Genomic DNA, 13,025 nt, shown 5'->3' on the forward strand with positions numbered 1-13,025 from the left:
AAAACCTTTCAGCCAGATGGAATTTTGGCTGAAAGGTCAAGTTTTAAAGATTTCTATAGGATATTCAGCCATGTCAAACCACAATGTTGCACTTCAATTTGAAGATGGCGTTACACGTTTTATTTCTGTTACAGATGGTGAAACACTGTCAGACGCAGCTTACCGTCAAAAGATCAATATTCCTTTGGACTGCCGTGACGGTGCATGTGGAACGTGCCGTGCGTTTTGTGAATCAGGTTCGTATGACATGCCTGAAGAAACTTATATTGAAGATGCATTGACACCAGAAGAAGCTGAACAAGGCTATATTCTTGCATGCCAATGTAAACCAACTTCAGACGCAGTATTCCAAATTCAAGCCACTTCTGATGTATGTAAAACTGAAATTCATGCATTTGAAGGTACATTAGCACGTGTTGAAAACTTATCTGACTCGACGATTACCTTTGATATTCAGTTAGATGAAGGTCAACCAGACATTCACTTCCTTGCAGGTCAATATGTGAATGTGGGTATTCCTGGTACAACAGAAACCCGTTCATATTCTTTCAGCTCTAAGCCTGGTAACCGCTTAACTGGTTTTGTAGTACGTAACGTACCAAACGGCAAAATGAGCGAATTCTTAAGCCAAAATGCCAAAGCTGGCGACAAAATGACCTTTACGGGTCCATTTGGTAGCTTCTACTTACGTAATGTAGCACGCCCTGTAGTGATGTTAGCAGGTGGTACAGGTATCGCACCATTTATGTCTATGCTGCAAGTACTTGAAGAAAAAGGTTCAGAACATCCAATACGTTTAGTATTTGGTGTAACCAATGATTTTGACTTGGTTGCAATTGAAAAATTAAACGAACTTCAAGACAAATTCTCTTGGTTCGAATATCGCACTGTAGTCGCTAACCCAGAATCTGCACATGAGCGTAAGGGTTATGTTACAGGTCATATCGAAAACGAATGGCTTAACGGTGGTGATGTAGACATCTACTTATGTGGTCCAGTACCAATGGTAGAAGCGGTACGCGGTTGGTTAGATGCTGAAGGCGTTAAACCTGCTAGCTTCTTATTTGAAAAATTCTCTGCCAACTAAGTTTGTTAGACATTCAATAAACGCAGTCGGAGAATAAAATGAATCGCACAAAAAGATTTGAAAACAAAGTTGTAATCGTGACTGGTGCCGCTCAAGGCATTGGTCGCGGTGTGGCTTTACAAGTGGCAAGTGAAGGTGCCCAAGTGGTTATGGCAGACCTTTCTCCCTATGTAGAAGAAGTGTTGGCCGAAATTGAAGAACACGGTGGCGATGCAGTAACCGTAAAAGCCAACCTTGAAACTTTTGCAGGTGCAGAATCTGTGGTTGCTAAAGCACTTGAAACCTATGGTCGTGTTGATGTGCTCATCAACAACGTAGGCGGTGCAATTTGGATGAAACCTTTTGAAGAATTTTCTGAAGAAGAAATTATCAAAGAAGTGAATCGTTCATTGTTCCCTACTATGTGGTGCTGCCGCGCAGTATTGCCTGAAATGGTGAAAAACCAGAAAGGTACCATTGTAAACGTATCTTCAATTGCAACACGTGGTATTAACCGCGTGCCATATTCGGCGTCTAAAGGTGGTGTAAACGGTTTAACTGCTTCCCTCGCCTTTGAACATGCCAAAGATGGTATTCGTGTCAATGCCATTGCAACTGGCGGTACAGAAGCGCCACCACGTAAAGTGCCACGTAATGCCAACCCACTTTCAGAATCTGAAAAAGAGTGGATGCAACAAGTGGTCGATCAAACCATTGATCGTACCTTCTTGGGTCGCTATGGCACCATTCAGGAACAAGTGAATGCGATTCTGTTCCTTGCTTCTGATGAGTCATCGTACATGACAGGTACCGTTGTACCTGTAGGTGGTGGTGATCAGGGCTAAGCCAAGATCATGACCAACTTCAACAGGATCATTGCTTGACGCAAGGAGGCAAATCGTCAATGAGTCACCTGTTCCAAACTTTAAAAAATGACTGGTCAATTTCAGCCACTGTTGCAGGATTCTTAGCAGTGCTGATCTCCTATTCAGGGCCATTGATCATCTTTTTCCAAGCGGCACAGCAAGCCCAAGTTTCCCCAGACATGATGATTTCATGGATTTGGGGAATTTCTATTGGTGCTGCTGTCGCAGGTATCTTTTTGTCCATTAAATACAAAGTGCCTGTGGTCACCGCTTGGTCTGCACCCGGTACCGCATTGCTGGTCACACTGTTTCCCGATATTACCCTAAATGAAGCAGTTGCAGCCTACATCACCTCTGCTGTGGTGATTTTTTTGATTGGAATCACAGGTTATTTTGACAAACTCCTGTCTTGGATTCCGCAAGAAGTCGCAGCAGGCATGATGGCAGGTATTTTGGTTCAATTTGGCTTAGGCTTATTTACTGCAACCGATACCCTGCCATACATTGTATTTGGGATGCTAGCGGTATTTTTATTGGCAAAGCGTTTTAGTCCACGTTATGCCATGATTTGGGTGCTTGCTGCAGGCATTATACTCAGCTTAATGCTCGGTAAAATTAACCCTGTCACCACCAATTTTAGTTTGGCAATTCCACAGTTTATTGTTCCTGAATGGACGTGGAATTCAACCTTAAACTTGGCATTACCTTTAATTTTAGTCAGCTTGTCTGGACAGTTTTTACCGGGCATGGCAATTATTAAAATTAGCGGTTATGACATGCCTGCTAAGCCTATTATTAGTGCGACCAGTATCGCTTCTCTTGCCGTTGCGTGTGTGGGAGGAATTACCATTGTACTTGCCTCTATTACTGCAGCATTATGCTTAGGTAAAGATGCGCACGAACTGAAAGAAAAGCGATATATTGCAGGTGTTGCAAACGGTATTTTCTATATTTTAGGTGGGTTATTTGCGGGTAGCATCGTCATGCTATTTAGCCTATTGCCCAAAGAACTGATTGCAGCTTTGGCTGGACTTGCACTTTTGGGTGCAATTGCCACCAATATTTCAGTTGCAATGAGTAAAGAATCACAGCGTGATGCAGCCCTCATCACCTTTTTAGCAACTGCCTCTGGCATGCAGTTTTTAGGGCTAAGTTCTGTATTTTGGGGCATCTGTATTGGTTTGATCGCACATTGGGTATTAACCAAACGCGACAACTCAGCAGCACCCCTACCTTCAACTCAAAGTTCCAAAAGTTAATGGACAGGCAATTGTCTAGGACACATTATGATTGATAAAAGTCAAACTTCTTTAACAGAAGTCCTTTCGCAAATTAAAGATGGTTCAACCATCATGATTGGTGGTTTTGGTACCGCTGGTCAGCCAGCGGAACTCATTGATGGTTTGATTGAACTTGGCATCAAAGATTTAATTATTGTAAACAACAACGCAGGTAATGGTGACTACGGTTTAGCGAAACTGCTAAAAGCTGGCGCGGTACGTAAAATTATCTGTTCATTCCCACGTCAGTCTGACTCTTGGGTATTTGATGAACTTTACCGCGCAGGCAAAATCGAGCTTGAACTGGTGCCGCAAGGTAACTTGGCATGCCGTATTCAGGCTGCAGGTATGGGTCTAGGTCCAATCTATACCCCTACAGGTTTTGGTACTTTACTTGCAGAAGGCAAACCAACCTTAAATTATGAAGGTAAAGACTACGTACTAGAAAACCCAATCCGCGCAGACTTTGCTTTAATTAAAGCACAGCAAGGCGACCGTTGGGGTAACTTGGTGTACCGTAAATCTGCACGTAACTTTGGCCCAATCATGGCGATGGCTGCCGATGTGACAATTGCACAGGTTTCTGAAGTGGTTGAGTTAGGCGCGTTAGATCCTGAACACATCATCACTCCGGGTATTTTCGTTCAGCACGTTGTTGCCGTTGGCGCAAAACAACCTGAACAATCTGCATAACTGTCACGTGAAGGAGAACATCATGAGCTATACCAAATTAACACGTGATCAAATCGCTGAACGTGTGGCACAAGACATTCCAGACGGTGCTTATGTCAACCTCGGCATTGGCTTACCAACTAAAATTTCAAACTACCTGCCTTCAGACAAAGACGTATTCTTACACTCTGAAAACGGTTTATTGGCTTTCGGTCCACCACCTCCTGCAGGTGAAGAAGACCCTGAGTTAATCAACGCAGGTAAAGAATTCGTGACCATGCTAACAGGCGGCTCATTCTTCCATCATGGTGACTCTTTTGCCATGATGCGTGGCGGTCACTTAGACATCGCAGTATTGGGTGCATTCCAAGTGGCTGAAAATGGCGACTTGGCAAACTGGCACACAGGTGCGCCAGATGCGATTCCTGCTGTTGGTGGCGCAATGGACTTAGCCGTTGGTGCGAAAAAAGTCTTTATCACAACCGATCACGTCACCAAAAAAGGTGAACCAAAAATCGTGGCTGAATTGACTTACCCAGCAACTGGCTTGAAATGTGTAGACCGCATTTACACTGACTTATGTGTGATTGACGTAACTCCTGAAGGCATGAAAGTTCTTGAAAAAGTTGAAGGCTTGAGCTTTGAGGAATTACAGTCATTGACTGGTGCAAAGCTGATTGATGCGACTCAGGCTTAATCGTCTTTAAATATAATTTTTAATCCCCCTAAATCCCCCTTTTTCAAAGGGGGACTTCCATCAAGTAATTTTAGGTGGGAATCTCCTCCCTTTTTTAAAGGGAGGTTGGGAGAGATTAAGATATTTGGAAAATAAAATATGAAAAACGCATATATCGTCGATGCCATCCGTACCCCATTTGGTCGTTATGCAGGTGGTTTAGCTCCAGTCCGTGCTGATGACTTAGGCGCATTACCGATCAAAGCACTTATGCAACGCAATCCATCTGTAAACTGGGAACAAGTTGATGACGTGATTTACGGCTGTGCCAACCAAGCAGGTGAAGACAACCGTAACGTGGGTCGTATGTCTGCACTTTTAGCAGGTTTACCGTACCAAGTGCCAGCAACCACTGTAAACCGTTTATGTGGTTCATCGCTAGACGCAATTGCAATGGCCGCACGTGCAATTAAAGCAGGTGAAGCAAACCTGATTATTGCAGGTGGTGTTGAATCAATGAGCCGCGCTCCATTTGTGATGGGTAAATCAGAATCTGCTTATGGTCGTAGTCAAAAAATTGAAGACACCACAATGGGCTGGCGTTTCATTAACCCGAAACTCAAAGAAATGTACGGCGTAGAAACTATGCCGCAAACTGCTGAAAATGTAGCGGAACAGTTCAATATTAACCGTGCCGATCAAGACTTGTTTGCTCTAACCAGCCAACAACGTACTGCTGCTGCACAAGCACGCGGTTTCTTTGACAAAGAAATTATTGCAGTGGAAATTCCACAACGTAAAGGCGAGCCTGTCGTTGTTGCTGCAGACGAACATCCACGTGCATCAACCACAGCAGAAGCATTGGCAAAATTAAAGCCAGTGGTAAAAGCAGACGGTACTGTGACTGCAGGTAACGCGTCAGGTATTAACGATGGTGCGGCTGCCCTACTGATTGCTTCTGAAGAAGCGGTTGCACAACACGGCTTAAAACCACGTGCCAAAATCATTGCTTCAACTGTTGTTGGTGTTGAACCACGTATTATGGGCTTTGGTCCTGCGCCTGCAATCAAAAAATTGTTGGCACAAACAGGTTTGACCATTGAACAAATGGACGTGATTGAACTGAACGAAGCCTTTGCTGCACAAGCATTAGCATGTACTCGTGACTTAGGCATTGAAGATGGTTCAGAGAAAGTCAATCCAAACGGTGGTGCAATTGCTTTAGGTCACCCACTTGGTGCATCTGGTGCGCGTTTAGTCACTACAGCACTGAACCAACTTGAACAAACTGGCGGTAAATACGGTTTATGTTCAATGTGTATCGGTGTTGGTCAAGGTATTGCTTTGATTATTGAACGTGTTTAATCCTCATTAAAAGTTCCCCTTTCATAAAGGGGGATTTAGGGGGATTTATAAGATTAAGGATTTAAAAAAAATGCCAACTTTTACCTCAAATGATGCGCAAATCAATTACCAAACTTTTGGTGATGCTACAAAACCTGCACTGATTTTTTCAAACTCGCTGGGTACAAACTTCAAAATGTGGCAAGCACAGATTGATTTTTTCCAGCAAGACTTTTTTGTAATTTGCTACGACACACGTGGTCACGGTGCATCATCAGCTCCGCAAGGTCCATATAGCATTGATCAATTGGGTCAAGATGTTGTAAATCTACTCGATCACTTAAATGTTGAAAAAGCGGCATTCTGTGGTATTTCTATGGGCGGTTTAACAGGTCAATGGTTAGCGATTCATCGCCCTGAACGTTTTAATCAGGTGGTGGTGTGTAATACTGCGGCAAAAATTGGTCAAGAACAGGCTTGGAATGACCGTGCCGCATTGGTACGTGAACAAGGTTTACAACCGATTGCTTCGACTGCAGCATCACGCTGGTTTACTGAACCCTTTATCCAAAGCAACGCGACAGTGGTCAACAATCTTCAAAACGACTTGGCAGCTGGCAGCGCCGAAGGTTATGCGAGCTGTTGCGAAGCTTTGGCTAAAGCGGATGTACGTGAACAACTTAAAGACATCACTGTGCCTGTTTTAGTGGTTGCAGGTCAGCAAGACCCTGTGACAACAGTTGTCGATGGTCAATTTATGGTTGAACGTATTGCCAATAGCCAATTGTTTGAAATCAATGCATCGCACATTTCTAACGTAGAATTGCCAAATGAATTTAACCAAGCAGTGAAGCAGTTTATCCAAGCATAAAACTTCATTGTTATTGTTAATAAGTTAAAAGTTAAAAAAATAGAGTTCTTTCGAGAACTCTATTTTTTATAGATGAATCTGCAGTTAGACGAGCTGGACTTAAACTAACTCCACCGCAATCGCTGTGGCTTCACCACCGCCAATACATAAAGATGCCACGCCTTTTTTCGCGCCTATACGTTGCAATGCATGAATGAGCGTCACAATAATACGTGAACCTGAAGAACCTAGAGGATGCCCCAAAGCACATGCACCACCCTGAATATTCACTTTGGCAGGGTCTAAATCAAAAGCATCTATCGCAAGCATGGTTACCATGGCAAAGGCTTCATTAATTTCCCACAAATCTACATCGGCAACCGACCACCCTGCTTTATCTAGCACTTTTTGAATCGCCCCTACAGGAGCAAGAGTAAACTCAGAAGGATGTTGTGAATGTGTCGCGTATGCCACAACTTTTGCAAGCGGTTTTAAGCCACGCTCTGCCGCAACCACATCTGATGTAATCACCAGAGCAGATGCGCCATCTGAAATAGAGCTGGCATTGGCGGCTGTAATCGTGCCATCTTTTTTAAATGCGGGACGCAAACTGCTAATTTTATCGACTTTGGCATTTAACGGTTGTTCATCCTGATCGACAATCACATCACCTTTACGTGAATGAACAGTGACAGGCACGATTTCATTTTTAAAATAACCGTTTTGAATGGCTTCTACCGCGCGGTTTAAAGAGCGAATTGCGTATTCATCCTGCTGCTCACGGGTATAGTTTTTCTTGTCTGCCATGTCTTGCGCCAGCACGCCCATCGACAAGCCTGTTTCAGCATCTTCTAAACCTTCCTGAAACATGTGGTCTGTGACTTTGCCGTGTCCCATACGGAAACCTGCACGTGCTTTATCTAGCAAATACGGCGCATTCGACATAGATTCCATACCGCCAGCGACCACAATCTGCGCTGAACCTGCCTGAATAGCATCGGCTGCCTGCATAACAGCTTTCATGCCAGAGCCACAAATTTTATTGATGGTGGTTGCACCTGTACTATCGGGTAAACCCGCTTGACGCATCGCCTGACGTGCAGGGCCTTGCTTCAAACCTGCAGGCAATACACAACCAAAAATTACTTCATCAATGTCAGTCCCACTTAAACCTGCACGTGCAACTGCGTGTTGAATTGCAACCGCGCCTAAATCAGGTGCTATACAACTTGCCAGTGAACCTTGAAAGCCGCCCATTGCGGTACGTACAGCATCTACAATTACAATCATTTTTAGTCCCTTATTACCGTCTTTTTAAAGTGATTACCGTAAAAGCCATGCTTTTTAAAATTACAAATAACATCCCTGTGAGTTAGCAAGTAATTCACGTTAAATGTAAATCAAAAGATGAGCATTGCAATCTCGCAAAGTGCTGAATTGCTATGCTTGATTGATCTTAGACTTTTAGGCCTTGCTTATGAAAAATAGAATAAAAGTTTTAGAAATCCAATTTTATTTCACTAAAATGACCTGTTTGGTTCAGTTTTATTGACAACCGATTTGGCTTATGGATTGTGCTATTTTTCACATGATATTTTTTAAATTCATTGGTTCACTGATGAACATACGTTAAAACTTACCTTTTCAAGACCTTGGTGCTATTTTCAAGTTGCTCAAACTGCACTAGACTCCAACATGCTTAATTGGTTGTAATTGGAATATTGATTGATGACGACTCTACGCCAAGAAAATTTCCGACGTCGTAAAGAGAAAATTTTGGCAATGGCTGAGGTTTTATTACTGGAAAATCATAATGATATTACATTAAGTGAGTTGGCTGCAGAGTTAGATATTGCCAAAGGCACAATTTATAAATATTTCAAAAGTAAAAATCAGCTCTATTTAGAGTTAATTATTTTAAATGAACAGCGTTTATTGGATATTTCCAAACAGTATCACCATAACTTTCAAACTTATGTTTCGCAGTACATGCTGTATAACATGCTTAATTCCAACCGTACGATTTTGCTGCACTCAATTGAAGAACGCTTAACCAATAATGAACGTAAACTAAATGAATTGTTTGAACAGTTATACGATATTCGTGAGCAGCGTATTTTAGAAATTAAGGACATCACCCAAGCCTATTTAGAGTCCTTTAACAGCGCGATGTCGATCCGTGATTATCTGTCTTATATTTGGACAGTAACTTATGGTGCGTCGTTATTACTCAATTCTACCCATTATCAAAAAGCTATTGGGTCACGTGAACGCTTAATCAAGCTATATATTAATCAAGCACTGATGACGCCAGATAAAGTATCTGCGATTGTTTGATTTTTACATAGTTAGCTTCGTTGGATTCATTGCTGATCCCGCTAAATATTAGCGTCTAAGTAGAAAGAAATTTGCTTTTCAGAACGTATTAACTCACCTCATAAATTTATTCTCTAAATAAAAAATCCCAAAGTTCAAACTTTGGGATTTTTCAAATTCTTTTGACTGTCTAAAGACACATCATTCTGCACTAATATCTTCAAATAATACTGAAGATAAATAACGCTCACCACTGTCAGGTAAAATCACCACAATATTTTTACCTGCATTTTCAGGACGTGCCGCCAATTTTGCAGCAGCAGCCATTGCTGCACCACTTGAAATACCGACTAAAATACCTTCTTGGGTTGCTGTTTTACGCGCCCAGTCAATTGCTTCAGCACTTTCAATCGCAATCACTTCATCCACCAAATCTAAATCTAGGTTTTTTGGAATAAAGTTAGCGCCAATCCCCTGAATTTTATGTGGTGCAGGCGTAATGGCTTCACCACGCTTGGCCTGAGCGATAATTGGAGATTCAGCAGGCTCGACTGCAACAGTATGCAATGCCTGACCTTTTACCTTTTTGAAATAACGCGAAATACCAGAAATCGTACCGCCTGTACCTACACCTGCAACAAGAATATCGACCTTGCCGCCTGTTGCTGCCCAAATTTCTGGGCCTGTGGTTTCTTCATGAATTTGCGGATTGGCAGGGTTATTAAACTGCTGCGGCAAATAATAAGTTTCAGGATGTTCGGTTGCCAAACGCTCTGCTTCATCCACCGCGCCTTTCATACCTTTTGCAGGCTCAGTCAGCACCAAATTTGCACCCAACGCTTTCAACACCTTACGGCGCTCAATACTCATGCTTGCAGGCATCGTTAGTGTAATCTCATAACCTTTTGCTGCAGCTACAAATGCCAAAGCGATTCCTGTATTACCGCTGGTCGGTTCTACAATATGCATACCTGCTTTTAACACGCCACGTCTTTCAGCATCGGCAATTAAAGCAGCACCAATACGGCATTTCACAGAAAATGCAGGGTTACGGCTTTCCACTTTGGCTAAAACCGTTGCATCGCCAGAAATTAAACGGTTAATGCGTACCAATGGCGTGTTACCAATCGCTTCTGCATTATTGCTATATACGGCAATCCCTAAATTTGCTGGTGTTGAAAAAGCTGCATCTGTGGTCATGATTATTCCCTAAGTTATATCTATATAAACAAAATTTAAATTATCATACCTTTTTATAAAATTTTTGCCGATGTTTCACGAAAATTGTTTTATACAAAAATATGATTAGCTTTCAACAAAATGCGAATTAGAATAAAGAGATGACGACCTCAGTTTAATTGTCGATTTTCTCGGCACTTGGGTTTGAAATTCGCTATTTATTTTTTGACAATAGCAACACATAACAAAATGTAGGGAATGCAATGTCTAATAAACGTTACAGTCAGCTTTATCGTAATTTCACTAAAAAAATCTTAGATAAGATTGTGACGCCACAAGTATTAGGCACGACTGCAGAATTAGAACATCGTGTTGCACAAAGCTCTGAAAAAACACAATTTTGTTATGTGCTGCAAGATGCCTCTCTCAGCAATACCGTATTGATTGATCAGCAGACGCAATCTCGTGGTTTACCTTCTGTGTATGCGCCTTTAAACATTGCCGAGCATCAGGAAGACGATTCCATTTTGGTCTTGCGTGAGAAAAACCCACAGCACAGTGCTTATCACTACTCTGCTAAATTGATTCGACTCATTGAAACCTTAGAGCAACATCCTGAACATGATGTGTTGTTAGTTCCCGTAACTGTACTTTGGGGACGTTCACCCGAATACGAAGACTCTTGGTTTAAAGCATTATTTGCCGATGCATGGTCTACGCCAAACAAGCTTAAACAAACCATTAATATTTCGCTCTATTCACGTGATAACTACATCGAGTTTCATAAAGCAATTTCCTTACGTCAGCTTATTGAACAAGCCACACAACAACAACCACACTTATCGCCTGCGCACTTTATTGAGCAACATCTGGAACACAATTTTAATCAACACAAAGAAGCGATTTTAGGCCCAGACTTATCTGACCGCCGTAATTTGATTCATGCGTTGATGAAAAGTGAAGCAGTACAACAAGCTATTCGTAAAGAAAGTATCGAACAAAAAGTCAGTATGTTTGAAGCAGAAAACCGTGCTAAAAGCTATTTAACTGAAATTGTATCGGACTTTTCTTATTCGACTTTGCGTTTTGCTGAACTGGCACTGACCAAGCTTTGGACACAGCTCTATGATGGCATTGAAGTGCATCACTTTGACACGGTACGCGAACTCGCCAAAGACTATGAAATCGTCTATACCCCTTGTCATCGTAGCCACATCGACTATTTGTTGCTGTCTTATGTGATTTTTAATCGTGGCTTGATGGTGCCGCATATTGCAGCAGGTATTAATTTAAATTTACCAATTGTGGGTCAATTAATGCGTGGTGCAGGTGCGTATTTTATTCGCCGTACTTTCAGCGGCAATGAATTATACACCTCGGTATTTAAAGAATATTTACACAGTTTATTGTCACGCAACACCCCACTCGAATACTTCATTGAAGGTGGACGCTCACGTACAGGTTTATTGTTACCGCCGAAAAAAGGCATGTTGTCGATGACCATTCAAAGCCATTTACGCGGAGCAACCAAACCAATTGCATTTATTCCAACGTATTTTGGTTATGAAAAACTGATTGAAGGCACATCTTATTTAAATGAATTAAACGGCAAACCGAAAGAAGCCGAATCTTTATGGGGTATTTTAAACTCTGCCCGTAAAATTGAAAAAGTCTTTGGTCAGGTCTATGTCAACTTTGGCGAACCTGTATTTTTAGATGATGTTTTAACTGCCAACCAAGCACGCGATGTAAAACTGAACATAAATGATGAACTACCGACCTCTGTGATTCACACGGTAGATCATACTGCGCATGCAATCTTGGAAAATATCAATAAAGCGGTGGTGATTAACCCAATCGCCCTCATCTCTCTGATTTTATTAAATGCCGATCAGCATGCATTGAAACAAGATGAGCTGCTCGCCCGAATTGAACAATATCGACGTTTGCTCAAACAATTGTGCTACGACCCACGTATGATTATTACGGGTTTAAATCCACAAGAAATTATTGAATATGCGCTAAAACTTAAACAAGTTGAGCGTTATAATCAAGATGGTGTAGAACAGATTCGAGTCGCAGAAAGCCAAAAAATCTTATTGAGCTATTTTAGCAATAATATTTTGCACTGCTTTATTTTGCCTGCGTGTGTAGCATTAATTGTGCAGCAGTTTAATGAACAAAATTTAGCATTATCATGCGCAGATTTAATGCAAAAACTGCAGGCGATTTATCCATATTTGAAGCAAGAGTTTTTCTTGGCATGGACGGCGCAAGAACTTTCTCAAGAAATCGAAAAAATTGTGGCGTACTTTATTCAGCAAAATTGGGTTACAGAAGCAAATCTGCAATTACAGCCGAACCCAGCTACACAGCATGAACTCTATGCCTTAGCTGAACTGGCAAAACCAAGTTTAAATAATTTCGTATTGATTCAAGGGCTTTTGCAGCATTATAGCGCACACATCCCTTTAAATCTGAAAGTTTTGGAAAAAATGACCAAAACCGTATTACAACGCGCTGCAGATTCTGCACAATTTAAGTCTGCATATTATTTTGATAGTGCCACCTTAAAAAGTTTTATCAGCAGTTTAGATCAGCAAGCCTTGTTGCAACACAATGCTGCGCAGATAAGCCTAGATGATACTTTTAGTGCCAAAATGTCTGAATACTTTGCTTGGTATAACCCAGAAATTCACGAGTTATTAGCTGCATCGAGTGAATTTAGTGAGAAAGAATTAAAAAGTTTTGAACAGGTGAAAAAATAGGTTTTATT

Annotated in this window: 11 protein-coding genes; 9 read left to right on the forward strand and 2 right to left on the reverse strand. The window is 41.7% G+C overall.

Features of this window, described 5'->3' with window-relative positions; all coding sequences use genetic code 11:
- The first annotated feature begins 70 nt into the window (after window positions 1–70).
- The 7 genes from benC to pcaD all read left to right on the forward strand — a co-directional run bounded on the left by benC (window position 71) and on the right by pcaD (window position 6,775).
- Complete coding sequence (benC, locus tag FTT70_RS09045; RefSeq protein WP_154320735.1) at window positions 71–1,087, forward strand: benzoate 1,2-dioxygenase electron transfer component BenC; 1,017 nt, start codon at window positions 71–73, stop codon at window positions 1,085–1,087.
- A 38-nt stretch (window positions 1,088–1,125) separates the two neighbouring features.
- Window positions 1,126–1,911 (forward strand): benzoate diol dehydrogenase BenD, encoded by a 786-nt coding sequence (gene benD, locus FTT70_RS09050; RefSeq protein WP_004973522.1) that lies wholly within the window; start codon window positions 1,126–1,128, stop codon window positions 1,909–1,911.
- Window positions 1,912–1,970: 59 nt separating this feature from the next.
- Window positions 1,971–3,191, forward strand: coding sequence for a benzoate/H(+) symporter BenE (gene benE, locus FTT70_RS09055; RefSeq protein WP_104851985.1), 1,221 nt, complete (start codon window positions 1,971–1,973; stop codon window positions 3,189–3,191).
- Between the two features lie 27 nt (window positions 3,192–3,218).
- Entirely contained in the window at window positions 3,219–3,905 is a 687-nt protein-coding gene (locus tag FTT70_RS09060; RefSeq protein WP_104851986.1) for a 3-oxoacid CoA-transferase subunit A, read from the forward strand.
- A gap of 22 nt (window positions 3,906–3,927) precedes the next feature.
- Entirely contained in the window at window positions 3,928–4,581 is a 654-nt protein-coding gene (locus FTT70_RS09065) for a 3-oxoacid CoA-transferase subunit B (RefSeq protein WP_104851987.1), read from the forward strand.
- 138 nt (window positions 4,582–4,719) lie between these two features.
- Window positions 4,720–5,925 carry a 3-oxoadipyl-CoA thiolase gene (gene pcaF, locus FTT70_RS09070; protein ID WP_070155120.1) on the forward strand — a complete coding sequence of 402 codons (1,206 nt, stop codon included), beginning with the start codon at window positions 4,720–4,722 and terminating at the stop codon, window positions 5,923–5,925.
- Window positions 5,926–5,995: 70 nt separating this feature from the next.
- Window positions 5,996–6,775: a 3-oxoadipate enol-lactonase gene (pcaD, locus tag FTT70_RS09075; protein ID WP_096901607.1), complete on the forward strand. Its 780-nt coding sequence runs from the start codon at window positions 5,996–5,998 to the stop codon at window positions 6,773–6,775.
- Window positions 6,776–6,874: 99 nt separating this feature from the next.
- Here pcaD and FTT70_RS09080 read toward each other — a convergent pair whose 3' ends face one another.
- Entirely contained in the window at window positions 6,875–8,044 is a 1,170-nt protein-coding gene (locus FTT70_RS09080) for a thiolase family protein (protein WP_004973508.1), read from the reverse strand.
- Window positions 8,045–8,482: 438 nt separating this feature from the next.
- Here FTT70_RS09080 and FTT70_RS09085 point away from each other — a divergent pair, with 438 nt between their 5' ends.
- A complete protein-coding gene (locus FTT70_RS09085) occupies window positions 8,483–9,091 on the forward strand; it encodes a TetR/AcrR family transcriptional regulator (RefSeq protein ID WP_004973506.1) in 609 nt (202 codons plus the stop codon).
- A 180-nt stretch (window positions 9,092–9,271) separates the two neighbouring features.
- Here the strand turns inward: FTT70_RS09085 and cysK are convergent, their stop codons facing one another.
- Window positions 9,272–10,270 carry a cysteine synthase A gene (gene cysK, locus FTT70_RS09090; protein WP_096901605.1) on the reverse strand — a complete coding sequence of 333 codons (999 nt, stop codon included), beginning with the start codon at window positions 10,268–10,270 and terminating at the stop codon, window positions 9,272–9,274.
- Between the two features lie 242 nt (window positions 10,271–10,512).
- Here cysK and plsB point away from each other — a divergent pair, with 242 nt between their 5' ends.
- The gene (gene plsB, locus FTT70_RS09095; protein ID WP_180168543.1) at window positions 10,513–13,017 is read left to right on the forward strand and encodes a glycerol-3-phosphate 1-O-acyltransferase PlsB; all 2,505 of its coding nucleotides are present in this window, start codon (window positions 10,513–10,515) and stop codon (window positions 13,015–13,017) included.
- Window positions 13,018–13,025 lie beyond the last annotated feature (8 nt).

It is taken from the genome of Acinetobacter sp. YH01003, assembly GCF_013420525.1.
Lineage (GTDB): Bacteria > Pseudomonadota > Gammaproteobacteria > Pseudomonadales > Moraxellaceae > Acinetobacter > Acinetobacter towneri.

What these genes read in the sequence shown, in the direction of transcription:
- benC (WP_154320735.1), top strand. Translation starts at nt 71, where the DNA reads ATGTCAAACCACAATGTTGCACTTCAATTTGAAGATGGCGTTACACGT.
- benD (WP_004973522.1), top strand. Translation starts at nt 1,126, where the DNA reads ATGAATCGCACAAAAAGATTTGAAAACAAAGTTGTAATCGTGACTGGT.
- benE (WP_104851985.1), top strand. Translation starts at nt 1,971, where the DNA reads ATGAGTCACCTGTTCCAAACTTTAAAAAATGACTGGTCAATTTCAGCC.
- FTT70_RS09060 (WP_104851986.1), top strand. Translation starts at nt 3,219, where the DNA reads ATGATTGATAAAAGTCAAACTTCTTTAACAGAAGTCCTTTCGCAAATT.
- FTT70_RS09065 (WP_104851987.1), top strand. Translation starts at nt 3,928, where the DNA reads ATGAGCTATACCAAATTAACACGTGATCAAATCGCTGAACGTGTGGCA.
- pcaF (WP_070155120.1), top strand. Translation starts at nt 4,720, where the DNA reads ATGAAAAACGCATATATCGTCGATGCCATCCGTACCCCATTTGGTCGT.
- pcaD (WP_096901607.1), top strand. Translation starts at nt 5,996, where the DNA reads ATGCCAACTTTTACCTCAAATGATGCGCAAATCAATTACCAAACTTTT.
- FTT70_RS09080 (WP_004973508.1), bottom strand. Translation starts at nt 8,044, where the DNA reads ATGATTGTAATTGTAGATGCTGTACGTACCGCAATGGGCGGCTTTCAA.
- FTT70_RS09085 (WP_004973506.1), top strand. Translation starts at nt 8,483, where the DNA reads ATGACGACTCTACGCCAAGAAAATTTCCGACGTCGTAAAGAGAAAATT.
- cysK (WP_096901605.1), bottom strand. Translation starts at nt 10,270, where the DNA reads ATGACCACAGATGCAGCTTTTTCAACACCAGCAAATTTAGGGATTGCC.
- plsB (WP_180168543.1), top strand. Translation starts at nt 10,513, where the DNA reads ATGTCTAATAAACGTTACAGTCAGCTTTATCGTAATTTCACTAAAAAA.